The organism is Bradyrhizobium sp. STM 3561, assembly GCF_045571455.1.
Taxonomy (GTDB): domain Bacteria; phylum Pseudomonadota; class Alphaproteobacteria; order Rhizobiales; family Xanthobacteraceae; genus Bradyrhizobium; species Bradyrhizobium vignae.
This window is the reverse complement of record NZ_CP120695.1, coordinates 7,502,386-7,527,247: the sequence shown is the minus strand read 5'-3', so window position 1 is coordinate 7,527,247 and position 24,862 is coordinate 7,502,386. Positions and strand designations below refer to the sequence as shown.

The following is a 24,862-nucleotide window of genomic DNA, read 5'->3' as shown; positions in this document are numbered from 1 at the left end:
CTAAACAATTGAAACAGGGCCGCCGTGAAGAATTTTGCCGATCTGACCGAGCGCGAGGTGCTGGCGGTCGCGATCTCCTCCGAGGAGGAGGACAGCCGCATCTACATGACCTTTGCCGAGGATCTGAAGGAGCGCTATCCCGACTCGGCAAAGCTGTTCGAGCAGATGGCCGAGGAGGAGCGCGGCCACCGTCACATGCTGCTGGAAATGTATGAGCAGCGCTTCGGGCAGCACCTGCCGCCGATCCGCCGCGAGGACGTCAAGGGTTTTCTGCGCCGCCGCCCGATCTGGCTGACCAAGAACCTGCCGCTCGACACCATCCGCAGGGAAGTCGAGACCATGGAGCTCGAGGCCGAGCGCTTCTATGCGAAAGCCGCCGAGCAGGCCGAGGACGTCAACGTGCGCCGGCTGCTTGGCGATCTCGCCGAAGCCGAGAAGAGCCATGAGCACACCGCCGCACGGCTGACCGGCGAAATCCTCAAGCCCGACGTGCGCGCGGAGGAAGACCGCACGCGCCGGCGGATGTTCGTGCTGCAATATGTGCAGCCGGGCCTCGCCGGCCTGATGGACGGCTCGGTCTCCACGCTGGCGCCGCTGTTCGCGGCCGCGTTCGCCACGCACCAGAACTGGCAGACGTTCCTCGTCGGCCTCGCCGCCTCGATCGGTGCCGGCATCAGCATGGGATTTGCGGAAGCCTTGTCCGACGACGGCTCGCTCACGGGGCGCGGCTCGCCCTGGCTGCGCGGCATCACCTGCGGCGCAATGACGACGCTCGGCGGGCTCGGCCACACCGCGCCCTATCTCGTGCCCGACAGCTGGGCGAACGCATTCTGGATCGCGACCGGAATCGCCTGCGTCGTCGTGTTCTTCGAGTTGTGGGCGATCGCCTTCATCCGCTCGCGCTACATGGACACGCCGTTCCTCCAGGCCGTATTCCAGATCGTGCTCGGCGGCGCCATCGTGCTGGCAGTGGGGATATTGATCGGGGCGGCGTAGGCCTCTCCGATCTTGCGAGGGCCGGCGTCACCGTCGCGCGCGAGAGCGCGCTGCTCCCGGACTTCGCGGAGACGTCGTGGCTTTACATGCGCATGCTGCTGGGCTTCCTCGGCGCGTTCTTACCTCCCGACGCGCTGGCGGATGCGCAGGCACGGGCGAGCCGGCTGTCGCCGGAGGACCGGAGCCTCGGCGCCGAACGACTGCGCGGCATCACCGCGAGCCACCGCGCCTGGGTGCTCGACGCAGGTAGCCGCGCCGGCCTGCGTGCGCAATGGCGCGCGCTGTTCAACAGCTTCGACGCGGTGATCTTGCCGATCATGCCGACACCGGCCTTTCCGCATGATCATTTGCCGGAACAGCGCCTGCGACGCATCAGCATCGACGGCAAAGACTACCCTTATTCCGACCAGCTTGCCTGGCCGGGCGTTGCGACGCTTCCGGGCCTGCCTGCGACCGCCGTTCCGCTCGGCCTGTCGAAAGACGGCCTGCCGGTCGGCGTGCAGATCGTCGGCCCCTTCCTCGAGGACCGCACGCCCCTCAAGCTCGCCGAGCTGATCGAGCGCGAATTTGGCGGGTTCGAACCGCCGCCATTATTTGACGATTAGCCTTGATCGTCATTGCGAGCGAAGCGCAGCAATCCAGCATCTTTCCGAGTCGACAGTCTGGATTGCTTCGTCGCAAGAGCTCCTCGCAATGACGGAGCAGAACAATTTCGAGATTCCGGGTTCGCGCTCCGCGCGCCCCTCAGCTATCGAACACGATCACGCTGCGCAGCGTCTTGCCGGCTTTCATGCTGGCAAAGCCCTCGTTGATCTCGTTCAGCTTCAGCTTGGCCGAGATCCAGTCCTCGAGGTGCAGCCGGCCGCGCAAGTAGAAATCGACCAGGCGCGGCATGTCGACGCGAAAGTGGTTCGAGCCCATCGAGGAGCCCTGGATCTTGCGCTCGCGCAGGAAGTCGAAGCCGTGCAGCTCGATCTTCTGTCCGAACGGGATCATGCCGACGATCGTTGCGGTGCCGCCGGAGGCGAGCATCGCAAAAGCCTGCTCGGCGGTCTCCTTGCGGCCGAGCACCTCGAAGGAATGATGCACGCCGCCATTGGTGAGATCGCGCACCTGCTTCACGACATCGCCGTCCGCCGGGTTGATGATGTCGGTCGCCCCCAGCTTGGTCGCGAGCTGGAGCTTGGCCGGATTGGTGTCGATGGCGATGATGCGGCCGGCGCCGGCGATCTGTGCGCCGTTGATCGCGGCCATGCCGACGCCGCCACAGCCGATCACCGCCACGGTCTCGCCGGCCGTCACCTTCGCGGTGTTCACGACCGCGCCGTAGCCGGTGATGACACCGCAGCCGATCAGTGCGGCGAGATCCAGCGGCATCTCCTTCCTGATGTTGACGATGGCGTTCTCGTGCACCAGCATCTGCTCGGCGAAGGAGGAGAGATTGAGGAACTGGTGCAGCTTTTCCGGCTTCGACCATTGCATCCGGTTCGAGAGACCCGGCATCATCTTGACCGTGGTGTCGGTGCAGAGCACGGTCCGGCCCGTGGTGCAGTTGTCGCAGGTGCCGCAGAACACGGACAGGCAAGTCACGACATGGTCGCCCGGCTTGACGTAAGTGACGTCCGAGCCGACCTGCTCGACCACGCCGGCGGATTCGTGCCCGAGCACCGCAGGCAGCGGATGCGGATAGAGCCCTTCCATGAAGTGCAGATCGGAGTGGCAGAGGCCGGCGACGGCGGTGCGGATCAGAACCTCGCGCGGACCCGGCTTCGGCAGGCTGATGTCCTCGATGACGAGCGGCTTGTTGACTTCGTAGAGGACGGCGGCCTTCATCGGTGTTTCCTCGTTGTTATGATTTCGTTGCCTTGCAGGGACTCCACCTCTCCCATGGGGAGAGGTGGACGGAGAGCCTACGCTGCCAGAACCAGCTCGCCAACCTCGCTCATGCCACCTGCGCGATCGCTGAGCAGCAGTTCGGCGATCTTCGTCTGCGCTGCATTTTCCGTCAGCCGGAACGGGTCGCTCGGCGAAACCCGATGGTCAATGACGAGGCGTGACAGCAGCAGTCGGCGCGCATCGCCGCGCCTCTCGTGGATGCGATGCGCCTCGCAGGCGAGCGCGACGGCGCTTGCAACATGATAGAGCAGGCTGGTGGCGCGGCGCGCATCAGCCTCGTTCTCGGACCTGCCCGCGACCTCGCGTGCGAAGCCGACCGCGCGATCTGTGAGGCCGCGCAGATGGTCGCGCCAGGCCTGCGGCACGGAGACGCTGTCGTCGAGCCGGGCGTGCAGATCGGCAGCAAGCGCGGACTCCGCGCCGTGACGGCCCACGGCGCGTCGCAGCGCATCGATTGCGACGATGTTGCCGGTGCCTTCCCAGACCGAGCCGAGATGGGCATCGCGCAGCAGGCGGGCGGTGGCGAATTCCTCGATGTAGCCGATGCCGCCGCGCATCTCGAGCGCATCGCCGCAGACCTTTCGCGCGTCACGCGTGGCACGGAACTTCAGCGTCGGGGTCAGGATACGCAGCAGCGCCGCCGCGTCCTGGCTTCCGGCTTCGGCGCGGTCTAGCGCGTCCGCGGTGAGAAAGCTCATCGACAGCGCCTGCTCGACCGGCAGCATGATCTTCATCATTTGCCGCCGCCCGAGAGGCAGATCGATGATGCGCCGACCGAATACGACGCGGTTGGTCGCCACCGTCATCGCGTCATGATAGGCGCGGCGCATCAGCGCGGCCGATTTGACCCCGTTGGAGAGCCGCGACGAGTTCACCATCTCGGCCATCTGCACGAAGCCGCGGTCGAGCTTGCCGACGGCATAGGCGATCGCGCCTTCGAGCTTGATCTCGCCTGACGCCATCGAGCGCGTGCCGAGCTTGTCCTTGAGGCGCACGATCCGGTATTGGTTCTGCGCACCGTCATCGAGGAAGCGCGGCATCAGGAACAGGCCGACGCCGCGCGTGCCGGGGCCGGCACCTTCGGGGCGCGCCAGCAGCATCACGACCTCAGCATCGGCGTTCGAGCAGAACCATTTCTCGCCGTAGAGACGCCAATGATCGCCCTCCTGCACCGCGCGCGTGGTCAGCGTGCCGACGTCGGAGCCGCCCTCCTTCTCCGTCATGAACTGGCCGCCCTGGGTCAGCTTGCTCATGTCGGTCGAGGTCAGGCCGTCCAAATATTTCGCCTTCAGCGCCTCGCTGCCGAAATTTGCGAGCAGCTTCGCGCAGCCGTCAGTGACGTTGATCGGACAGCCCATGCCGAATTCGGTCTGGTTGAACAGGAAGGTGAAAGCATGCTTGGCGACGACGGGATATTTGTCTGGCCAGCCCATGATGCCCTTGCGGATCGAGAGCGCGTGGATGCCGAACTCACCGAATGCAGCCTTTTCCAACTCGCGGTAGGCCGGGTGATATTCGATCCATTGCACGTCGCGCCCGAACTTGTCGCGCTGATGCAGGATGGGCGTGTGCCGGTCGGCCAGCCGCGCGCATTCGTCGAGATGGCCGCCGGCGAGTTCGCCGAGGCGGTCGAGATGCGGCTCGATATGGCGGAACAGATTATCCGGCAGATGGATGCGCAAGAGGTCCGCCAGCGCCGGATCGGCGCGGTAGAAATTCATGCCTGACGTATCGGGCGCCAGCAGGCCGGATGGTGCGGCCGCGACATTTTGTGGCTGCGCTGTGGCCGGTTTGTGCATGATCGTCCTCGTCGTTTCCGCCCGACGGCAATTCTTTGCGCTTGCCGCTTGGGATGATGTCGATCATGCTCCAGAGGCGGACGCCGATAAAGCCGCAAATCGTCAGGGCGGCATGACCGTGGCGAGGGAGCAATTCGCCCTGCGGAATTGTGGGCGCTCTGGCTGGTTGTTCGCGCGGGCCATGCATAGATCAACGGCTCCCCGTCCTGAGAGATCACGCCATGGAACATCCGAAATACAAGATCGCCCTCATCGTCGGCGCCGGCGAAGGCCTGAGCGCATCGCTGGCGCGCCTGCTTGCAGCGCAAGGCATCCGCGTCGCGCTCGCCGCGCGAAGGATCGAGAAGCTCGGCGCGCTCTGCACCGAGATCGGGGCCAAGGCCTATGCCTGCAACGCCACCGAGCCTGACGAGGTGGAGCGGCTGTTCGGCCTCGTCGAACGCGAGATCGGCACGCCCGACCTCGTCGTCTACAACGCCAGCGGCCGCACGCGCGGGCCGTTCATCGACCTCGTCCCGGCCGACGTCGCGCAGGCGATCGCGGTCAGCGCCTATGGCGGTTTCCTCGTGGCGCAGCAGGCGGCCAAACGCATGCTGCCGAACAAGCACGGCGCGATCCTGTTCACCGGCGCCTCCGCCAGCGTCAAAGGTTATGCGCAGTCGGCCCCGTTCGCGATGGGCAAGTTCGCGCTGCGCGGCCTCGCGCAGAGCATGGCGCGCGAACTGTCGCCGCAGGGCATCCATGTCGCGCATTTCGTCATCGACGGCGGAATTAGGAGCGCGGCGCGCACCGAACCGGACGACAAGCCCGACTCGATGCTCGATCCCGGTGCGATCGCGTACAGCTATTGGAACGTGTTGCAGCAGCCGCGCAGCGCCTGGAGCTGGGAGCTGGAGCTGCGGCCGTGGGTGGAGAATTTTTGAGGCGATAACGTCGCCACAACAACCGTCATTGCGAGGAGCCCTTGCGACGAAGCATCCAGGGCTGTCTCCGCGGATACATTTCTGGATTGCTTCGCTTCGCTCGCAATGACGGCAGGGAGGATCAATGACCACGGAAACCACCATCGACACCGGCACCAACGAGTTGCTCTGCGTCATCCGCGACCGCGTCGCGATTATCACGCTGAACCGGCCGGAAGCGCGCAACGCGCTGTCGGACGCGCTCACGCCGGCGCTGCGCAGCATGATCCGGAGCTGCGGCGAGAATCCTGATGTCGGCGCGCTGCTGCTGACTGGCGCGGGCGAAGCGTTTTGTGCCGGCGGCAACGTCAAGGGCATGGGCGCGCATCGCGACAGGGCAAAGCTCGACATGTCCTTTGACGACAAGGTCGCCGATCTGCAGGAGCGGCAGAGGCTGCTGACCGGAGCGCTGGTGTCGGTGCGCAAGCCGACGATCGCCGCCCTGCCCGGCCCCGCGGTCGGCGCCGGCCTCGCCATCGCCATGGCCTGCGACATTCGCATCGCCGCGCAATCGGCCTTCGTCGCCACCGGCTACGCCCGCATCGCGCTGTCAGGCGATTACGGCATCGCCTGGCTGCTCACTCGCCTCGTCGGCACCGCGCGGGCGCGCGAATTGATGTTCACCGGCGACCGTGTCGATGCCGCACGCGCCGAAGCGATCGGCCTCGTCAACCGCGTCGTGCCCGATGACAAATTGCAGACTGAGGCGTTCGCGCTGGCCAAATCGCTCGCCGAAGGCCCACGCCTCGCGCTGCGCTACATGAAGGACAATCTCGACGAGGCCTTGCTGTTCGACTTCGAGACCGCGCGCGACCACGAAGCCGAACGGCTGGTCCGCCTCACCACGACCGCCGACCACAAGGAAGCGGTTCAGGCCTTCATCGAGAAGCGCAAGGCGGTATTCACGGGGAAGTAGGATTGGTCCTCCGAGCAACCCCGACTATCAGCTGACTCCATATAGCAGGTACCCTACTTCATAGCAGGTACCCTATTTCAAGGAGCGCTGAATGGATATCTCTGGGGTCATCCGCCGTCCTGGCGGAGAAGACGGGCTATGTCACGTTCCATCACTTGAACGAGTTGATACCGTCGGCCAAGGCGGAACCTGAAGACATCGAGGCGATACTCACCGCTTCGAGCGAACGGGGCATCTGGATTGCAGAGGAATGGGTCGGCGCTCTTGCGGGATACGATTGAGTTCGTCTCGAAAAAAATGCCCGGCTCTGGCTGGGCCAGGCCGGGCTCGGAGTGTTGTCAGGCCGAGGCTGAGGGGTTGTCGGCCTGACGGGAAAGGGCGGCGAGGCGCCAGCTCGCGCAAGGGATCTCTTTCGGGCCAACGCTGATCTCCTTGTCGAAGCGCACCAGCTTCCAGTCGTCGGGATGGTTGACGAAGGCGAAGCCGGATTTGCGCGCGAGCGAGACCATGGCCTCGTTGGAGCGCAACGTGTCGCCGAACATGTGCTCGGCGCCGAGCGCGGCGGCGCGGCATTCGAGATTCTTCATCAGCGCGGTGGCGATGCCGTGGCCGTGCCAGCGATCATCGACCGAGAGGCCGAACTCGAGCGTCGCGGTCTCGGTATGGAAGGCATAGCGCGCTTCGGCCACGATGGTCTCGAAGCCGTCAACCATCATCGTCGCCACGATGGTGAAACGATCGCGCTCGCCGACCTCGAGGAAATCTCGCAGCAGGCCTTTCGGCAATTCGCTGACGGCGCCGAAGAAGCGGTTGTAGCGGGAGTGGGTCGAGAGCGAACGGAAATAGTGCTGCAGCTCGTCAGTGTCGCGCGGCTCGACGAAGCGGAGATCGAGCCGCTCACCGTGTCGGGTGCGCATCACGTCGGAATATTGCTTGAGGTCTTCGAGGCGAAGGGCGCTCATGACACACGCCATGCGGAAAAGGGACCGCCGGCGCCCCACAGACAGGCGGCGCCGGCCTGGCGGCCAATCAGGCCCGCCAGAAGGGTTTGTCGGCCTCGTAGGCGATGTCGGACCAGGACAGCCCGACGTCATGGAGGTCGCGGGCGGTCCAGTGGCTCAGTTCGCGCCGGGTTCGGTAGCGCTCGTGCCAGACGTGAAGGGTCTCGCCGATCTGGTAGAGCAGCCCGAGTGCATGATGATTTGTCATCGAATTGTCGGTCAACGTAGACATTTTCAGCTCCTGGAGCTAAGTTCATTGCTAATATCTGCCTCCTTCTGCGCTGCGACAAACGACAATTTGTACCTTTTCGCATGAAATAACGTCATGCATCCTGCTGCCAAATGACTGCCAGATTGCCATCCCTGAACGGATTGCGGGCGTTCGAGGCCGCTGCGCGCCATCTCAGCTTCACGCTGGCCGCCAGCGAGTTGAACGTGACCCAGACCGCGATTAGCCATCAGATTCGCAGGCTGGAGGAGGAGCTCGGCATCCGCCTGTTCATCCGGCAGAACCGCGCGCTGGCGCTGACACCGGAGGCGCGCGACTATTTGCCGGGCGTGCGCGCCGCCTTCAACGATCTCCGCCTTGCGACCGACCGGCTGCTGCGCAAGGACGACGACAAGGTGCTGACGGTCTCGACGCTGGCCTCGCTCGCGGCAAAATGGCTGCTGCCGCGGCTGACCGATTTCCAGGAGCAGCATCCCGGCATCGACGTGCGCATCACCACCTCGACCAGCCTCGTCGATTTCCAGCGCGACAATGTCGATGCCGCGATCCGCTATGGCCGCGGCCAGTGGCCGGGCGTGCGCGCCGAATGGCTGATGGCGGACGAGCTGTTTCCGGTGTGCAGCCCGTCACTGCTGCGCGGCGACAAACCGCTGCGCCGGCCCGAGGATCTGCGCAACCATCCGCTGCTGCACACATCCAATGCCAACAGCGACGACTGGCGGCTGTGGCTGACCGCGGCGGGCCTGCCGGCCGACATCGCGAGGCAGCCTGGCATCACCTTCGACATGATCTTCATGACCATCCAGGCCGCGATCGACGGCATCGGCGTCGCGATGGGGCGGACCTCCTACGTCCAGGACGACATCGCCAAGGGCCGGCTGGTGGTCCCCTTCAAGATCGCGCTGCCGGCCGATGCCGGGTTCTACCTGGTCGCGCCGGAGGGCCGCCGCGAGGCGCCGAAGCTTGCCGCGTTCCGGCAATGGGTGCTCGCGGCTGCGCAGAACAAAGCCTGAAGGACGCGATTTATCCCCCTAAGACTAAGAGAAGGCGAGGGAGCGCACCTGCCGTGCGGCAGCTCACAGCTCCACCACCACATAATCGCTCTCGATGCTGACCGTAACAGTCTCGGCAACATACGGTCCCTTCACCACGCTCGCGCCCGGCTCGACATTGGCCGGATAGGCCTTCACGCGGAACCGGCGAGGGTCGCAGTAGGATTGTCCGGTGCGGATGTCGAACTCCCAGCCGTGCCAGGGGCAGCGAATGATCTCGCCGAGTTTCGTGTACTCGATCTCGCCGGGATTCTTTGACTGCGCCAGCCCGATCAGCGGCCCCTCGCACAGCGCCGCGCCCTGATGCGGGCAGCGGTTCATCAGGCCGAAATATTCGCCCTTGATGTTGAAGACCGCGATCGGCCGTCCGTCGATCTCCAGGAATTTTCGCGTGCCGGGCGGAAGCTCGTCCACCGGCGCAATGACGTGTCTTGCCATCAGGAAATGCCGTAGAGCTTCTTCGCATTGCCGAGATAGAACGCCTCTCGATTGGCCTCGCTGACGCCGGCCGGCAAGACGCGCGACGGCTCGTCGTAGTCCCAATGCGGATAGTCGGTTGCGAACAGCAACTTGTCCCAGCCGATCCATTTGATGAGGTCGAACAGATCCTCGCGCCGCTCCGGATCCTCCATCGGCTGCGTCGTCCACCACACCTGCTCGCGGATATATTCCGACGGCGGCCGCTTCACATGCGGCACCTCGCTGCGCAGGCGCTGCCAAGCCTTATCGAGGCGCCAGCAAAGCGACGGCGCCCAGCCGAAGCCGGCCTCGATCATCACCATCTTCAGTTTCGGGAAGCGCTCGAACACGCCTTCGAGCACGATACTCGCCAGCGCCGATTGCTGGCATTGCGAGTGGCCGACCATCTCCTCGATATAATACGACGGCCAGCCCGACGGCGTGATGGGATTGCCGCCGAAGCCGAAGGCGTGCACGCCGACGGGAAGGCCCGCCTCTTCCGCGGCCTGATAGATCGGCCAGTAACGGCGCTGGCCGAGCGGCTCGACGTTGCGGCTGAGCAGCAGCACCTGCACGAAGTTCTTGTCGCCGGCGCGCTCGCGGATTTCGGCGGCGGCCGACAGCCCATCCTCATTACCGACGACGATGGATGCCTTCAGCCGCTTGTCCTTGCTGGTCCATTTATCGATCTGCCAGTCGTTGATCGCCGAGCACAACGCTGCCGAGAGCTCGTGATTGCGGATGCCCTGTCCGGTGTTGAGCGGATTGAGCACCCCAAGCTGCACATTGTTGGGATCGAGCAATTGCTTCTGCATGAAGGACAGCGAGGAGCCCTGCGGACCGCCTTCCGGCGGATAGGCATCGCGGCGCGAGGCGTTGGGCTGGGCCTTGGGATAGGGCGGGCCTTCCATCATGCCCTGATAGGCGTGGACGCCGTAGACTTCGAGGTGATGCTGCCAGCGTTTGGCGAGATAGGGATAGAGCTCGGTGCGGGTGGCGCGTGCCGGATGGATGTCGCAGTCCGCGATCGCGGTTCTTACGGTCAGTGGGGAAGCGGCTTCTTGGCTCTCGCGGAACTGGATATTCATCGCCTTGCCTCCTTTGGCAGCGGGCTCACGTCAGGCGGGGGTAGGTTGCATGGGGATTGTCGATCATGATCTTGCGCACGAGATCGGGGGACAGACCTTCGGGCAGCGCGTCCTGGCCGTCGAACTGCCAGTGCGGATAGTCCGTGGAGAATAGGACCAATTCGTCGGACTGCATATGCTCAAACAGGCGAATTAATGTCTCAGGTTCCGGCGGCGCATCAAATGGCTGTAACGAGAAGCGGATGTTGCTGCGCACAATCTCCAGCGGCGCACGATCGACCCACGGTGTCTCCATCCGCACCCCGCGCCAGAACTTGTGCAGGCGCCAGAGATAGGGCGCGATCCAGGAGACGCCGGACTCCAGCATCACCATTTTCAGCCGCGCATATTTGGCGAACACGCCCTCGACGATCAGGCTGGTGAGCTGGGTCTGAAACGCCTGGGCCTGCCCGACATAATCCTCGATGTGATAGGAGCCCCAGCCCACGGCGGTCGGCGGATTGTGATAGGCGGAACCGGCGTGGATGCCGACGGCAAGTTCCAGTCGTTCCGCAGCCTCATAGATCGGCCACAGCGCTCGCTTGCCCAGCGGCGTGTCGCCCATCACCAGCATGAGCACTTGCACGAAGCGTTTGTCCTGGGCGCAGCGCTCGATCTCGGCGACCGCCTTCTCGACGCTTTGCGTGGGAATCACGATGGAGCCGCGCAGCCGCGCGTCGCGATCGAGCCATTCCTTCGCCAGCCAATCGTTCAGCGCGCGGCAGAAGGCGGCCTGCATGTCCTCGGAGAACACCATCTGCACGCCGTACAGTGGATTGCAGATGGCGTAGCTGAGCTGGAAGGGATCGAGCACATGGCGCTGCATGGTCTCCAGACTCTCGCCGGGTTTGCCGGTCTCCGGCCGCCAGTCCGGCCGCGCCGTGATCGGCGAGTTCTGCGGATAGGATTGCGAGACGAGGTCGACCATGCCGCGCGTCGTCACCTGATCGCGCCAATAATCGTTCAGGTATGGCAGCAGGCTGGTCAGATGCGGCACGGCCGGATGCACGTCGCAATCGATGCCGCCGGCAATCAGGGACGCCATCACGTTTCCCTTCTCACGTTTCCTTGCATGTCGCTTCTTGCACCCGCCATTCAAGCAGGCCTGCCCGTCGCCCGCAACTCGGCCAATCATCCTGTCATATGCTAGGAAGGCTGAGCTCGGTTGCGAAGGAATGGGGTACCAGAGATGAAAGAACTCGTCGGCATCGCGCAACAGGTCGCGGCCCAACTGATGGCGCGCAAACAGACCATTGCGGTTGCGGAATCGTCAGCCGGCGGCCTGATCTCGGCCAGCCTGCTCGCGATGCCCGGCGCCTCCGCCTATTACCTCGGCGGCGCCGTGGTCTACACGCGCGATGCCAGGCGCGTGCTGATGGATATTTCGGACGAAGGAATGAAGGGCTTTCGCTCCTCATCGGAGCCCTACGCCAAACTCCTCGCCGAACAGATGCGGAGCCGCTTTGGCTGCGACTGGGGCCTGTCTGAGACAGGCGCCGCCGGGCCCACCGGCAACCGCTACGGCGATGCCGCCGGCCATAGCTGCATGGCGGTTGCGGGCCCTGCGTCAGAGGTGATGACGCTGGAAACTGATAGCAATGACCGGTTCGCGAACATGCAGGTGTTTGCGGCGACCGCGCTGAAGCTGTTGCTGCGGAAGCTCGAGGGGTGAGTTGCTGTGCGGATGAAATGAGCCGGGATAGCCTCGCCACCAACACTACGGTCATCGCCCGGCTTGTTGTTCAGCCCGGGCGGTCCAGTACTCCGAGGCGGTTGTGATTGAATTGGTGGGCCGCGGCGTACTGGATGCCCCGGTCCCGGCTCCGCCAAGGCTACGTCGGGGCCACAAGAGTGCTCGGCCGCCGAAGCTTTAGCTAAGGCGGCAAGCCGGGGCATGACACCGAGAGTGAGGAGCGATGACAGCCGACCATGGAGCGATAGCAGCAGCTACCGCCCCAAATGCCGCGTGAAGAACCGCACCACGTGCCCCCTCACCCGCGGCGCCTCGTCGTAGAGATCCGACGCGAGCCGCTCGATGGTCTCGCGCAGCGACAGGAATTGCGCCTGCCGCGCACTGCTTTCGGTGCCCTGCATGCCCGCGAGCTCGTCCATCGCGGCGTCGCTGATCTGGCACTGCACCACATCGCCGTCATTGAGCATGGTGAAGCGAAAGGCCAGCCGTTCAAGGTCATGGCCGATGATCTTGTCGCGCGTCAGCGGCATCAAGTCTTCCCGGTCGAGCCCCACCACCGGACAATGCGGAAAATCGCTGCAATTGTCAGCAGCAAAGTGCAGCTTCGCTCCTACTGGAACGCGACTTCGGCAAAACTGCGAAGCTTGCGCGAATGCAGTCGCTCGGATTCCTGCTGCTTCAGTCGCTCCAGCGCCTTCAGGCCGATCTCGAGATGCTGACCGACACGGCGGCGGTAGAACTCGCTGGCCATGCCGGCGAGCTTGATCTCGCCGTGCAGCGGCTTGTCGGAGACGCACAGCAGCGTGCCGTAGGGAACACGGAAGCGGTAACCGTTGGCGGCGATGGCAGCCGATTCCATGTCGAGCGCGACCGCGCGCGATTGCGACAGGCGGCGGATCACGTCGGGCCCGGATATCTCCCAGTTGCGGTTGTCGACGCTCGCCACCGTGCCGGTGCGCATCAGGCGCTTGAGCTCGAAGCCTTCGAGCCCCGTGACATCCTCGACCGCCTCCTCGAGCGCGACCTGCATTTCGGCCAGCGCTGGGATCGGCACCCAAAGCGGCAACTCGCGATCGAGCACGTGATCCTCGCGCACATAGCCGTGCGCGAGCACGTAGTCGCCGAGGCGCTGCGTGTTGCGCAGGCCCGCGCAATGGCCGAGCATCAACCAGGCGTGCGGCCTCAGCACCGCGACGTGGTCAGTGACGTTGCGCGCATTGGATGGACCGGTGCCGATATTGATCAAGGTAATGCCGCGATAGCCGGGCGCGATCAGATGGAAAGCCGGCATCTGCGGCGCGCGCTCCGGCGCCGTCCCACTGGTGACGCCGCCACTGCATGTGATCACATTGCCGGGCGCGACGAAGCCATCGAGACCAGCCTCGCCGGACTGAAGCCGCTGCTGGCAGAGTTGTACGAAGGCCTCGACATAGAACTGGTAGTTGGTCAAGATCACGAAGTTCTGGAAATACTCAGGGTCCGTGCCGGTGTAGTGATAGAGCCGGCGCAGCGAGTAATCGACCCGGGCGGCGCGGAATAGGGACAGCGGCTCGGGCGCGCCCGGCTGGAGCTCGAAAGTGCCGTCGGCGATCGAATCGTCCATCGTCGCGAGATCGGGCACATCGAACGCATCGCGCAGCGAGCGCGTGACGGCGGAGTTCTCGCCGGTGGTGATGGCGGCCTCGATGTTGATGTCGCGGCGATAGGCGAAGTGGATCGGGATCGGCTCGGCGGACTCGCCGATCTCGACCGGCACCGCGTGGTTCTGGAGCAGCAATCCGATCTGCTCGGTGAGGTAGGCGCGGAACAGATCCGGCCGCGTGACGCTGGTCTCGTGCACGCCGGGACCATGGACGAAGCCATAAGCGAGACGCGAATCCAGCCGCGCATGCGTCGCCGTGGTGAGACGGACGAAGGGATAATAGGCCCGGACCCGCGACGTGATCGCCTCGCCATTGACGTAAGCTTCGAAACGATCGCGTAGGAACCTAGGGTTCAGACTCAATTGATCCAATAGGCGACGATGGCGGCGAGGTGCACGGCAGCCAAGAAGTTCCTGGCAAGTTTGTCGTAGCGAGTTGCGACACGCCTGAAATCCTTGAGCCGGCAGAAACAGCGCTCGATAACATTGCGCCCTTTGTAGGCGCGTTTGCTGAAGGTGTGGAGGGTCACCCTGTTGGATTTGTTTGGAATGACGGGCTTTGCGCCGCGATTGGCGATTTCGGCGCGAAAGCCGTCGCCATCGTAGCCTTTGTCCCCAATGAGGGCAGACATGGGCGGCGCGAGTTTCAAAAGGGCCGGCCCTGCGGCAATATCTGCGTCTTGTCCCGGAGTGAGATGAAATGCGCAAGGTCTGCAATCAGGGTCGCTCAGCGCGTGGATTTTCGTGGTCCGCCCACCGCGCGAGCGTCCGATCGCCTGTTCATGCTCCCCCCTTTTCCACCGCTCGCCGAGCGATGCGCCTTGATCGAGGTGGAGTCGATGGACAAGGTCACGCCATCCTTGCCGCAGCGGGCGAGCGCTTCAAAGATCGCCTGCCAATGTCCGCGCTTAGCCCAGCGATTGAAACGATTGTAGATCGTCGTGTAAGGACCATAGTCGGGCGGGCAATCGCGCCAGCGTGCGCCGCACTGAAGCATGTGAATGATACCGCTGATGATGCGTCGATCGTCATCGCGCGCCGGGCCGGTCTGGTTCGTTGGCAGATGCGGCTCGATCTGAGCCCACTGCTTGTCGTTCAGCCAGAACAGCCCTTTGCGCACCGAAGTCCCCCATCCCGAATCAACTTGGTGCGAAGGAATCAGAGATCGCTAATTAGGTACAGACCCTAGTATTGCGCTCGTAGATCTCTTCGAGCCGCGCGACGGCCGCGGACGCATCGGAGAAGGATTCGGTGGCGATGGAGGGTGGGGATTGCATTGTTCGACCGCCGGGTTTGCTGTTTGCAATCGCAGTATAGCAAACTGACAGCCAAGTCATCATTGCGAGCGCATCGAAGCAAATCCAGAAATCTGTCCGCGGAGACAGGCTGGATTGCTTCGCTGCGCTCGCAATGGCGAGGGAAGATGACGCGCTGTCGCGCGTCACTTCTCGCGGAAGGCGCGCATCAGCTGATCGTGCAGCGGCTTCATCAGATAGGACAACATGGTGCGGTCGCCGGTCTGGACGAAGGCTTCCACGGGCATGCCGGGAATCAGCTTGACGTCACCGAGCCGGGCGACCTCCTCGGGCGGCATCGAGACGCGGATGGTGTAGTAGCCTTGACCGGTGCGCTGGTCGGTGGTGACGTCGGGCGAGACGCGGCTGACGACGCCGTTGAGCTCGGGCGTGGTGCGCTGGTTGAACGCGGAGAGGCGCAGCAGTGTCTTCTGACCGATCTGGAGCTTGTCGATGTCGACCGGATTGACCTTGGCCTCGACCTGAAGATCATCGGCCTGCGGCACGATCAGCATCAGGGTATCGCCCGCGGTGACGACGCCGCCGACCGTGTGCACGGTCGATTGCAGCACCATGCCATCCTGCGGGGCGCGGATATCGACGCGGCGGAGCTGGTCTTCGGCAGCGACCTTGCGCTCGATCAGCTCGCCGATCTTGTCGTTGGTCTCGCGCAGGTCCTTGGAGACCTCGCTGACCACGTCCTTGTCGATCTGGATGATCTGGAGCTCGGTCTCGGTAATCTTGCCCTTGGCCTGGGCGCGTGAGGCGATGTACTGCGCGCGCTCGCCATTGAGCCGGGCCGAATCGCGCTCGAGCTGGGTTAGGCGCGAAATCTGCACCAGACGCTTGTCGTAGAGCTCGCGCACGCCGGTGAGCTCGTTCTGCACCAGCGCGATCTCCTGATCCTTGGCCTTCTCCTGGGCGCTGAGACCGGCGATTTCCTCGTTGAGCTGCGTGATGCGCTCGCGCAGCTGGGCTTTCTGCCCGGTGCGGCCGTTGACGCGGACGTCGAACAGCTTGGTTTCGGCGGCGAGCAGCGCCTTGACGTCGGGATCGTCGGCGCGCTCAAGGAGGCTTTGCGGGAATTCGATCTTGTCGAGACCGCGCTGCTCGGCCTGCAATCGGGCCGCACGCGCCTGCGCGGCGTCGAGATTCTTGGTGACGATGGCAAGATTGGCCTTGGTGACGGTGTCGTCGAGCCGCACCACGATGTCGCCGGCCTTGACCAGGTCGCCGTCGCGGGCGCGCACCTCGCCGACCACACCGCCGGTCGGATGCTGCACCTTCTTGACGTTGGATTCGACCACGATCTGACCCGGCGCGATCAGCGCGCCCGAGATCAGCACCGTCGAGGCCCAGCCGCCGAGGCCTACGACGAGGACCAGCACGATCCCAAGACCGAGCATCAGGTGGAACTTGATCGACTCGCGCACGGTCTTCTTCGCGGCAGGCTTCGAGCCGCCGATGGCCATCGTGCTCATGACTTTGTGCTCATGGTTTGGCCACTCCGCCTTCGCTGACGATCTTGATCGGTGCCGGCGGCGTCACGCGCGGCTGCAGCACCTGGGCGAGGACCTGTTCCTTCGGTCCGAAGGCCTGCATGCGGCCGTCACGCAGCACCAGGATCTGGTCGACCGCCTCGACGCCGATGGGACGGTGCGCCACCACGACGACGATCGCGCCGCGCTCGCGCGCTGAGCGGATGGCGCGGGTCAGCGCCTCATCGCCCTCGGTGTCGAGATTGGAGTTGGGCTCGTCGAGCACGATCAGGAAGGGGTTGCCGTAGAGCGCGCGCGCCAGCGCCACGCGCTGCGCCTGGCCTGCCGATAGCGCGGCGCCCTGCTCGCCGACTTGCGTGTTGTAGCCCTCGCGCATCTTGATGATCATCTCATGCACGCCGGCTTCTTTCGCAGCCGCGATGATGCCTTCAGAGGTCGCCGCCGGATCGAACCGGCTGATGTTCTGCGCGATGGTGCCGCCGAACAATTCGACGTCCTGCGGCAGATAGCCGATATGGCGGCCGAGCACGTCGCTTGACCACTGATCGAGCGCCGCGCCGTCGAGCCGCACCTTGCCGCGCACCGGCTGCCAGACCCCGACCAGCGCGCGGATCAATGACGACTTGCCGGAGCCGCTCGGGCCGATCACGCCGAGGCCGTTGCCCGCGGCGAGCGCGAAGGTGATGTCCTGCACCACGAGACGCTGGTCGCCCGGCGGCACCATGGCGATGCCTTCGACCGAGAGCCGGCTGGTCGGCGCTTGCAGCTGGGTGGGCATCGTCTGCGCCGGCATCTGCTCCAGCAGACGCGTGAGGCGCTGCCAGCTCTGACGCGCGGCGACGAAGGATTTCCAGTGCGCAATCGCAAGATCGACCGGCGCCAGCGCGCGGGCGGAGAGGATCGAGCCGGCGATGATGATGCCGGCGGTCGCCTCCTGGTGGATGACGAGATAGGCGCCGACCGCGAGCACGGCCGATTGCAGCATCATGCGCAACACTTTTGCGACCGCGCCGAGACCGCCGGCGACGTCGCTCGCACGCTGATTGCCCGTAAGATATTTTTCGTTGGCCTCGCTCCAGCGCTGATTCATCCGGCCGGCCATGCCCATCGCAACCATCACTTCGGCGTTGCGGCGGCTGGACTGGGCGAGATCGTTGCGCTGGGCGGCGAGACCCATCGCCTCTTTCGCCGGCTGGCGGGACATGAACTCGGTGACCAGTGTCAGCCCGACGAGGATGATGGCGCCGACCAAAGCGGTGACGCCGATCAGGACGTGGAAGGCGAAGCAGATGGCGAGATAGAGCGGCAGCCAGGGCAGGTCGAAGAACGCGCTCGGGCCCATGCCGCCGAGGAAGGAGCGGACATTGTCGAGATCGCGCAGCGGCTGCAGGCCTTCGTTGCGGCTGCCGACCAGGAGCGGCAGGCGCACGATGGTGTCGAACACGCGCTTGTTGAGGGCCTCGTCGAGCGAGGTACCGATCCGCCCCAGGATGCGGTTGCGAATCATGTCGAGCACGCCCTGCGCCATATAGAGGAAGCTGGCGAGGATGATGAGGCCGACCAGGGTCGGAATGCTGCGGCTCGGCAGCACCCGGTCGTAGACCTCCAGCATGAAGATCGACCCGGTCAGGTAGAGCAGGTTGATCATGCAGCTCATCAGGCCGACGCCGATGAATGCCGTACGACAAGCGCGCAAGGCATCACCGAGCTCCGAACGGCGGACGCCAGGGATGGCTGCCATCAGTCTGATCTCTTTCAGGTGGGGGCCACAGCCCCTGATTTCACGGGCATTCAGGGTACACGCCCCGGATTAACATCACGTTCGCTCTGCGTCCAACGCAGCCGAGTTCATCCAGAACCCTGACGGACCACATCTACCCCTGACGGCCCCACACGCAAGTCCGGTATTTCACAGGCTTTGCGGCTTTTTGGTGCAGAGGCCGCCGTCCTCCCCAACTCTGGCGAGGCGACAAGTTCCGACCGATCGAACCGAGCGGCTGGCTAAAGCGCGATGAGATTTGGATGAATCGTCATCGCGCTTTAGCTTGTTGTTTACGCATGATCTTTCCGGAAAACCGCTTCGCACTTTTCCGGATCATGCTTTAGAGCCGGCCGCCGCCACGCACCAGCCGCACCACCAGCAGCAGGATGACCGCGCCGATCGCGGAATAAACGATCTCGGAGACCAGGCCGGTGCCGAGCCGAATGCCGAGCTTCGGAAACAGCAAGCTCGCCACCAGCGCGCCGGCGACGCCGACCACGATGTCGCCGATGATGCCGAACCCGGCGCCCCGCACCACCTTGCCGGCAAGCCAGCCGGCGACCAGGCCAACGAACAGGATGACGAGCAGGCCTTCGTTCGAAATGTACATAAGTAAGGTCCCTCTCCGTGAACGGAGCCATGGAACGGGAACCGCGATGAATGGGGTGTGAATGCTGTTCGCGGCTCGCCGGTTGTGCGGTGGCTACGCTGCAACCACCGGCCCTGCCAGCACACACCTTGCCGCTCGTCCTGCCCCCACCTCGACACTCGCAGGCAATTGCTCCAGGCAGCGCGGCTGGGCCACGGCGCAGCGGGGAGCGAAGGAGCAATTGTGCGGCTTCTCGGCGAGCGAGGGTGGCGTGCCGGGGATGGTCTCCAGGCGGGCGCCGCGCTTGGCGCCGTGGATGGTGGAGGCGAGCAGGCCCTTGGCATAGGGATGCACGGGCGAACGCACGATGTCGCGAAGCGTCCCCTGCTCCACGATCTGGCCGGCATACATCACCGCGACGCGATCGCAGATCTCGATCGCAACACCGATGTCGTGGGTAACGAAGATGACGGACATGCCGAACTCGCGCTGCAGCTCGCGCAGCAGCAGAAGGATCTGGATCTGCACGGTGGCATCGAGCGCGGTGGTCGGCTCGTCGGCCAGCAGGATTTTTGGCCGGCAGGCGAGCGCCAAGGCAATCATCGCGCGCTGGCGCATGCCGCCGGACATTTCATGCGGATAGGCATCGAGCCGCCGCTTGGCGGAGGGAATGCGCACGACCTCGAGCATCTCCAGCGCACGTGCCCTGCCCTCTGCAAAACTCTTGCCTTCATGGCGCACCACGCTTTCGGCGATCTGCGCGCCGATGGTGTAGACCGGATCGAGCGCGAGCGCGGGCTCCTGGAAGATCATCGAGACGGTCTGGCCGCGGAAGGACGATAGCTGCTCGTCGTTCATCGCGAGCACGTCCTGTCCCATCACATTGACAGTGCCGGAGATCTGCGTGCGCTTCTTCGGCAATAGCCGCATCAGCGCACGTAGCGTCACACTCTTGCCCGAACCGGATTCGCCGAGCAGGCCCAGCACCTCGCTATTGCCGAGCGACAGGCTGAGGTCGTTCACGGCATAGACCGTGCGCTCGCCGGTGAAGCGGATGTTGAGGCCTGAGATCTCGACGAGTTTTGTCATGACGGCAGTTTCGGTATCCGGTCGTGATAGTCGGTGGCGCGCTGGAACGCGGCGCCGATGGTGAGCAGGGTTGCTTCATCGAAGGAGCGGCCGATCAGCTGCATGCCGACCGGCAAGCCGCTTCTGGTGAAGCCGGAGGGCACGGTGAGCGACGGCAGGCCGAGGAAATTCACCGGGCGGGTGAACAGCGTCAGCCGCTGCAACAGCGCCGGCGCGTTCGAGCCGCCGCCGACGTCGCTCTCCTCGATCGTCGGCGCCGGCACCGGGGAGGCCGGGGCGATCACCGCATCGACGCCGGCGGTTGCGGCGTTGTGGGCGGCGAGCGCAGGCCCGCGCCAGCGCATGGCCTCGAGATAGGTGATGGCGGGAACGGCGAGACCGTTCTGGAGCCGCATCAGGACCTGCGCGCCGTAATCCTGCGGACGCTCGATCATCCAGCGCTTGTGGAAGGCGGCAGCTTCGGCGGCGAGCACGAGCTGGCTGGCCGACGACAATTGCCGCTGGTCCGGCAGCTCGACCTTGACGATGTCGGCACCTTCGCGCTTGAGCACCGCGATGGTCTCGTCGAGCACGCGCGCGACCTCGCTGTCGAGATCGTCGACGTAGAAAGACGCAGGGACGCCGATCTTGAGACCCTTCAGCGAGCCGTTCGTCGCCGCGACATAGTCCGACAGCGGCTCGTGGCTGCAGGTCGGATCGGCGGGATCGGGGCCAGCCATCAGCGCCAGCAACAGCGCGCAGTCCTCGGCGGTGCGGGCGAGCGGGCCGACGGTGTCGAGTGATTGCGACAGCGGCATTGCACCGGCGCGGCTGACGCGGCCCACGGTCGTCTTCAGACCGGTGACGCCGCAGAAATGCGCGGGCATGCGGATCGAGCCGCCGGTGTCGGAGCCGAGCGCGGCATAGGTCAGCCGCGCGGCGACCGCCGAGCCGGAGCCCGAAGACGAGCCGCCGGTAATATGCGCGACGTTCCAGGGATTGCGCACCGGGCCGTAATGGGCGTTGTGCCCGGTCGGACCATAGGCGAATTCGGCGAGGTGCAGCGTGCCGAGGCGGACCTGGCCGGCGTCCTTCAGCCGCTGCAGGGCGGTGGACGTGACGGTCGGCACGAAATCGCGGCGGATCAGGGAGCCGCAGGTCGAGACGTGGCCCGCGTCATAATACATATCCTTGTGCGCGAGCGGCACGCCGTGCAGCGGACCACGGACATTGCCCTTGGCCAGCTCGGCATCGGCGGCATCCGCCGCCTTCAGCGCCGCTTCCGCTTCGATCGACATGAAGGCGTTGAGATGCGGCTGCCATTGCGCGATGCGGTGCAGCAGCGCACGCGTCACCTCATGGGAGGACAGCTGCTTCATCGCGATCGCACGCGCGACCTCGGTAAGCGGCATGAAGGCAGGCTCGGTGCTCATTTCGACACCTTCCGCGTCTGCGCGAGCACATGGCCGGCGGGCTCGAGATCGAATGGCAGCGTGCCGGCGATGGCGGCGAAGCCTTCGAAGGCAGGTCCGATGGCATTGGAGATGCGGGTTGCGATCTCGTCGTCCACGGGCACGCCGGCAATTTGCGCGATCGGCTTGATCTCTTTCGGTGTCGGTCTCGTCATTCGGTCTTCTCCCTGGGCGCGCGGCTATGGCCTGAACCCGGTATAGCCATGTAGCACGCGGCCTCATGGCCCATATTATCCAGCGCCGTGAGCTTTGGTGTCGCATTTGCGCAGAGCGGCTCCGCAAACGGACAACGGGTGTGGAAGCGGCAGCCCGAGGGCGGATCGATCGGATTGGGCGGATCGCCCGTGATCGGCGGCGTCTCGGTGCGCCTATCGGGGTCCGATGACGGCATCGCCGCGAGAAGGGCGCGCGTGTAGGGATGCGCCGGCTGATCCCAGACCTGGTCGACCGGGCCGAGCTCGACGACTTCGCCGAGATACATCACCAACACGCGGTCAGAGATGTAACGGACGACGTTGAGGTCGTGGCTGATGAAGACGTAGGTCAGGCCGAACTCGCGCTTGAGGTCGGCCAGCAAATTGAGCACCTGCGCTTCGACGGATTTGTCGAGCGCCGAGACGGCTTCGTCCAGGATCACCAGCCGCGGCGACAGCGCCAGTGCGCGGGCGATGTTGACGCGCTGGCGCTGACCGCCGGAGATTTCGTGCGGATAGCGGTTGGCGAAGTTTTCGGGGCGCAAGCCGACCTTGCCGAGCAGCTCGCGCGCCAGCGCCCGGGCCGTGCCGTCCGCCATGCCGTGGACCTTGGGGCCGAAGGCGATGGATTCCTCGATTGTCAGGCGCGGATTGAGCGAAGCGTAGGAATCCTGGAACACCATCTGCATACCGCGGCGCAGCTCGCGTAAGCTCAACGACTGCCCGACGGTCATCCCGTCATAGATGATGTCGCCGTGATCGCACGGCATCAGATGCATCAAGAGGCGCGCGGTGGTGGACTTGCCGCAGCCGGACTCGCCGACGATGCCGACCGTTTCGCCCTTGGCGACGGAGAAGGAGACATTGTCGACCGCACGCACGGTGCGCTTGGCAGCGAACAGCCCGCCGCGCACGGGGAAATGCTTGGTCAGGCCGTTGACCTGGAGCAGCGGCTGCGCGACGCCGCCAACGTCCTCGACCTGCTCCAGCATGGCGACGGAGGTGTTGGTTTCGCTCATGGCCGTTGTCCTTCACCTCTCCACATCGGGGAGAGGTCGGCGCGCAGCGCCAAGTGAGGGGGCGCGACAAACTCGATCGAGCGTAACCCCTCACCCGGATTGCATCTTGAGATGCAATCCGACCCCTCCCTTCGGGAGAGGTGTAGCACCTCCAGCACCGCAACTGTGTGCGTCACTCTCATCATTCGCTAATTCCTGATGTCCATGGCGCTGCGCAGGCCATCCGAGAGCAGATTGAAGCAGATCGAGACCGCGAAGATCATCGCACCCGGCAGGGCTGCGACCCATGGATTGACATAGATCGCGGTACGCAGCGTGTTCAGCATCAGGCCCCATTCCGGCTCCGGCGGTTTCGTGCCGAGGCCGAGGAAGGAGAGACCGGCGGCCAAAATCATCGAGACCGAGATCAGGCTCGTCGCATAGACGAAGATCGCGCCCAGCACGTTGCCGAGGATGTGCACGCGCATGATGGTGAAGGCGCCGGCGCCCGAGGCGCGCGCGGCCTCGACGAAGTCCATGTTGCGCACGCCTGTGGTGACGCTTTCGGCGACGCGCGTGATTTGCGGCACGAACACGATGGTCAGCGCCACGATGGAGTTGAGAATGCCGGCCCCGAGCGCACCGGAGATCGCGATCGCCAGCAGCACGGACGGGAAGGCGTAGAACACGTCCACCGTGCGCATGATCGCGGTGTTGAGCTTGCCGCCGACATAGCCGGCGACGATACCGAGCGAGGTGCCGATGCAGAAGGCCAGAATCACCGGCAGGATGCCGATCACCAGCGACAACCGCCCGCCATAGATCAGCCGCGCCAGCATGTCTCGGCCGAGTTCGTCGGTGCCGAGCGGATAGCCTGTCGTGCCGATGTGGCGCAAGCGGCGGATCATCGAGCCTTTGTAGGGGTCTTCGAGACCGAGCCACGGTGCAAGGATCGCGGAGAGGAAGATCAGCAGCAGCACCAGCGCGCAGGCCATGCTGACCCTATCGCGCATGATGCGCCGTCCGACCGTCGCCCAATAGCCGCGCGCCTTGGTGGCAGGCGCGGCCTGCAGCGCGGCGTCGGCGGTGGCTGACAAGGGAAGCTCGCTCATCCCGCTAGCCCCGCTTGATGCGCGGGTCGATCGCGGCTTGGGCGATGTCGACCAGCAGGTTGAGGAAGACGAAGAACAGCGCCAGGATCAGGATCGTGCCCTGCAGCAGCGGCAGGTCGCGCTGGAAGATCGCGGAGTTGAGCAGGAAGCCCGAGCCTGGCCAGGAGAATACGGTCTCGATCAGGATCGAGCCGCCGAGCATGTAGCCGAGTTGAAGCCCCATCACCGCGAGCGCGGTGGGCGCGGCGTTCTTGATGACGTGGCGGAACACGCCGGTTTCGCGCAGGCCCTTGGCCCGCAAGGCTTCGACGAAATCCTGCGAGAGGATGTCGCCGGTCAGCGCACGCACGGTGCGGGTGACGATGCCCATTGGGATCACCGAGGTCGTGATCGCCGGCAACACCAGATATTTCAGGTGCGCCCAGTCCCAGGCCCAGGAATTGGAGCCGCTGGGGCCGGCGCCGACCGCGGGCAGCCAGTTCAGCTGGACCGAGAAGATGATGACGAGCAGCATGCCGAGCCAGTAATGCGGCACCGAGACGCCGGCGATGGCAAAGGAGGTCGCGACCTTGTCGATCCAGGTCTCGCGGAAATAGCCGGCGATCAGGCCCAGCAAAATGCCCATGGTGAAGCCGATGACGGCGGCGGCGATCGCGAGCGTGACGGTGTTGCCGACCGCGCGCATGACCTCGGCCAGAACCGGGCGCCCGGTCGCGATGGAATTGCCGAGGTCGCCATGAAGGGCACGGAGCAGCCACAGCCCGAACTGCACCGGCAGCGGGCGGTCGAAGCCGTAGGCGGCGCGCAGCTGCGCGGCGAGCTCCTGCGACGCGTCGGCCGGCAGCACGGCGACCAGCGGATCGCCCGGCGTGATGTGCACGAGCAGGAAGCAAACCAGCGCCACGCTGATGACGATGGGGACGACATAGACAATGCGTCTGGCGGTATAGGCGAGCACTGGTCTTCTTTCTTCCTTCTCCCCTTGCGGGAGAAGGTGGCATAGGCCGCCTCCGGCGGCCGTTTCTTAAGTCGACGCCGAAGCGAAGCTTCGGCTGCGGCGCCGGATGAGGGGTTCTATCCGCGGATACAGTCGTTACGAAC

23 protein-coding genes and 3 pseudogenes are annotated in these 24,862 nt (G+C 64.8%); 7 read left to right on the top strand and 19 right to left on the bottom strand.

Features of this window, described 5'->3' with window-relative positions; genetic code table 11:
* Window positions 1–24 precede the first annotated feature (24 nt).
* Window positions 25–996: an iron exporter MbfA gene (mbfA, locus tag P6U28_RS35660; RefSeq protein WP_122405839.1), complete on the top strand. Its 972-nt coding sequence runs from the start codon at window positions 25–27 to the stop codon at window positions 994–996.
* An 8-nt stretch (window positions 997–1,004) separates the two neighbouring features.
* Window positions 1,005–1,601, top strand: a pseudogene (locus P6U28_RS35655) (amidase family protein); the annotation flags it as partial.
* Window positions 1,602–1,740: 139 nt separating this feature from the next.
* Here P6U28_RS35655 and P6U28_RS35650 read toward each other — a convergent pair.
* Together P6U28_RS35650 and P6U28_RS35645 are read right to left on the bottom strand one after the other, a co-directional pair.
* Entirely contained in the window at window positions 1,741–2,829 is a 1,089-nt protein-coding gene (locus P6U28_RS35650) for a Zn-dependent alcohol dehydrogenase (RefSeq protein WP_407120690.1), read from the bottom strand.
* A gap of 77 nt (window positions 2,830–2,906) precedes the next feature.
* Complete coding sequence (locus P6U28_RS35645) at window positions 2,907–4,691, bottom strand: acyl-CoA dehydrogenase family protein (protein WP_122405841.1); 1,785 nt, start codon at window positions 4,689–4,691, stop codon at window positions 2,907–2,909.
* Between the two features lie 221 nt (window positions 4,692–4,912).
* Here P6U28_RS35645 and P6U28_RS35640 point away from each other — a divergent pair, with 221 nt between their 5' ends.
* From P6U28_RS35640 to P6U28_RS35630, 3 genes are all read left to right on the top strand, one after another.
* Window positions 4,913–5,614 (top strand): SDR family oxidoreductase, encoded by a 702-nt coding sequence (locus P6U28_RS35640; RefSeq protein WP_122405842.1) that lies wholly within the window; start codon window positions 4,913–4,915, stop codon window positions 5,612–5,614.
* Window positions 5,615–5,738: 124 nt separating this feature from the next.
* Window positions 5,739–6,569: an enoyl-CoA hydratase gene (locus P6U28_RS35635; RefSeq protein ID WP_122405843.1), complete on the top strand. Its 831-nt coding sequence runs from the start codon at window positions 5,739–5,741 to the stop codon at window positions 6,567–6,569.
* Window positions 6,570–6,610: 41 nt separating this feature from the next.
* On the top strand, window positions 6,611–6,850 hold the full coding sequence (locus P6U28_RS35630) for an RNA polymerase sigma factor region1.1 domain-containing protein (RefSeq protein ID WP_407123142.1): 240 nt from the start codon (window positions 6,611–6,613) through the stop codon (window positions 6,848–6,850).
* Window positions 6,851–6,907: 57 nt separating this feature from the next.
* Here P6U28_RS35630 and P6U28_RS35625 read toward each other — a convergent pair whose 3' ends face one another.
* Window positions 6,908–7,531: a GNAT family N-acetyltransferase gene (locus P6U28_RS35625; protein WP_407120689.1), complete on the bottom strand. Its 624-nt coding sequence runs from the start codon at window positions 7,529–7,531 to the stop codon at window positions 6,908–6,910.
* Between the two features lie 67 nt (window positions 7,532–7,598).
* The gene (locus P6U28_RS35620) at window positions 7,599–7,802 is read right to left on the bottom strand and encodes a DUF1127 domain-containing protein (protein WP_407120688.1); all 204 of its coding nucleotides are present in this window, start codon (window positions 7,800–7,802) and stop codon (window positions 7,599–7,601) included.
* A gap of 110 nt (window positions 7,803–7,912) precedes the next feature.
* Between P6U28_RS35620 and P6U28_RS35615 the strand changes: the two genes are divergently transcribed.
* Window positions 7,913–8,812, top strand: coding sequence for a transcriptional regulator GcvA (locus P6U28_RS35615; RefSeq protein WP_122405847.1), 900 nt, complete (start codon window positions 7,913–7,915; stop codon window positions 8,810–8,812).
* Between the two features lie 63 nt (window positions 8,813–8,875).
* Here P6U28_RS35615 and P6U28_RS35610 read toward each other — a convergent pair whose 3' ends face one another.
* From P6U28_RS35610 to P6U28_RS35600, 3 genes are read right to left on the bottom strand one after another with little or no spacing between them, the layout of a single operon-like run.
* Window positions 8,876–9,289, bottom strand: coding sequence for a Rieske (2Fe-2S) protein (locus P6U28_RS35610; RefSeq protein WP_122405848.1), 414 nt, complete (start codon window positions 9,287–9,289; stop codon window positions 8,876–8,878).
* Entirely contained in the window at window positions 9,289–10,398 is a 1,110-nt protein-coding gene (locus tag P6U28_RS35605; protein ID WP_122405849.1) for an amidohydrolase family protein, read from the bottom strand. The genes P6U28_RS35610 and P6U28_RS35605 overlap by 1 nt, the downstream gene beginning before the upstream one ends.
* Before the next feature lie 25 nt (window positions 10,399–10,423).
* Window positions 10,424–11,482: an amidohydrolase family protein gene (locus tag P6U28_RS35600; protein WP_122405850.1), complete on the bottom strand. Its 1,059-nt coding sequence runs from the start codon at window positions 11,480–11,482 to the stop codon at window positions 10,424–10,426.
* 144 nt (window positions 11,483–11,626) lie between these two features.
* Here P6U28_RS35600 and P6U28_RS35595 point away from each other — a divergent pair, with 144 nt between their 5' ends.
* The gene (locus P6U28_RS35595; protein WP_407120687.1) at window positions 11,627–12,109 is read left to right on the top strand and encodes a CinA family protein; all 483 of its coding nucleotides are present in this window, start codon (window positions 11,627–11,629) and stop codon (window positions 12,107–12,109) included.
* Between the two features lie 275 nt (window positions 12,110–12,384).
* Here the strand turns inward: P6U28_RS35595 and P6U28_RS35590 are convergent, their stop codons facing one another.
* The 12 genes and pseudogenes from P6U28_RS35590 to P6U28_RS35535 all read right to left on the bottom strand — a co-directional run bounded on the left by P6U28_RS35590 (window position 12,385) and on the right by P6U28_RS35535 (window position 24,719).
* Window positions 12,385–12,660 (bottom strand): DUF1488 family protein, encoded by a 276-nt coding sequence (locus P6U28_RS35590; protein ID WP_407120686.1) that lies wholly within the window; start codon window positions 12,658–12,660, stop codon window positions 12,385–12,387.
* Window positions 12,661–12,740: 80 nt separating this feature from the next.
* Window positions 12,741–14,126, bottom strand: a pseudogene (locus P6U28_RS35585) (AMP nucleosidase); the annotation flags it as partial.
* Window positions 14,127–14,131: 5 nt separating this feature from the next.
* Window positions 14,132–14,892, bottom strand: a pseudogene (locus P6U28_RS35580) (IS5 family transposase).
* Window positions 14,893–15,213: 321 nt separating this feature from the next.
* The gene (locus tag P6U28_RS35575; protein WP_122405852.1) at window positions 15,214–16,548 is read right to left on the bottom strand and encodes an HlyD family type I secretion periplasmic adaptor subunit; all 1,335 of its coding nucleotides are present in this window, start codon (window positions 16,546–16,548) and stop codon (window positions 15,214–15,216) included.
* A gap of 10 nt (window positions 16,549–16,558) precedes the next feature.
* Window positions 16,559–18,307, bottom strand: a complete 1,749-nt coding sequence (locus P6U28_RS35570; protein WP_122405853.1) for a type I secretion system permease/ATPase — start codon at window positions 18,305–18,307, stop codon at window positions 16,559–16,561.
* Window positions 18,308–18,668: 361 nt separating this feature from the next.
* A complete protein-coding gene (locus P6U28_RS35565) occupies window positions 18,669–18,938 on the bottom strand; it encodes a GlsB/YeaQ/YmgE family stress response membrane protein (RefSeq protein WP_122405854.1) in 270 nt (89 codons plus the stop codon).
* 93 nt (window positions 18,939–19,031) lie between these two features.
* Window positions 19,032–20,006 carry an ABC transporter ATP-binding protein gene (locus P6U28_RS35560; protein WP_122405855.1) on the bottom strand — a complete coding sequence of 325 codons (975 nt, stop codon included), beginning with the start codon at window positions 20,004–20,006 and terminating at the stop codon, window positions 19,032–19,034.
* Window positions 20,003–21,418, bottom strand: coding sequence for an amidase (locus P6U28_RS35555; protein WP_122405856.1), 1,416 nt, complete (start codon window positions 21,416–21,418; stop codon window positions 20,003–20,005). Before P6U28_RS35555 ends, P6U28_RS35560 begins: the two co-directional genes overlap by 4 nt.
* The gene (locus tag P6U28_RS35550) at window positions 21,415–21,612 is read right to left on the bottom strand and encodes a hypothetical protein (protein ID WP_129142753.1); all 198 of its coding nucleotides are present in this window, start codon (window positions 21,610–21,612) and stop codon (window positions 21,415–21,417) included. The genes P6U28_RS35555 and P6U28_RS35550 overlap by 4 nt, the downstream gene beginning before the upstream one ends.
* On the bottom strand, window positions 21,609–22,670 hold the full coding sequence (locus P6U28_RS35545) for an ABC transporter ATP-binding protein (protein ID WP_162500470.1): 1,062 nt from the start codon (window positions 22,668–22,670) through the stop codon (window positions 21,609–21,611). The genes P6U28_RS35550 and P6U28_RS35545 overlap by 4 nt, the downstream gene beginning before the upstream one ends.
* A 188-nt stretch (window positions 22,671–22,858) precedes the next feature.
* On the bottom strand, window positions 22,859–23,761 hold the full coding sequence (locus P6U28_RS35540; protein ID WP_122405858.1) for an ABC transporter permease: 903 nt from the start codon (window positions 23,759–23,761) through the stop codon (window positions 22,859–22,861).
* 4 nt (window positions 23,762–23,765) lie between these two features.
* Complete coding sequence (locus P6U28_RS35535; protein ID WP_122405859.1) at window positions 23,766–24,719, bottom strand: ABC transporter permease; 954 nt, start codon at window positions 24,717–24,719, stop codon at window positions 23,766–23,768.
* Between the last annotated feature and the right edge of the window lie 143 nt (window positions 24,720–24,862).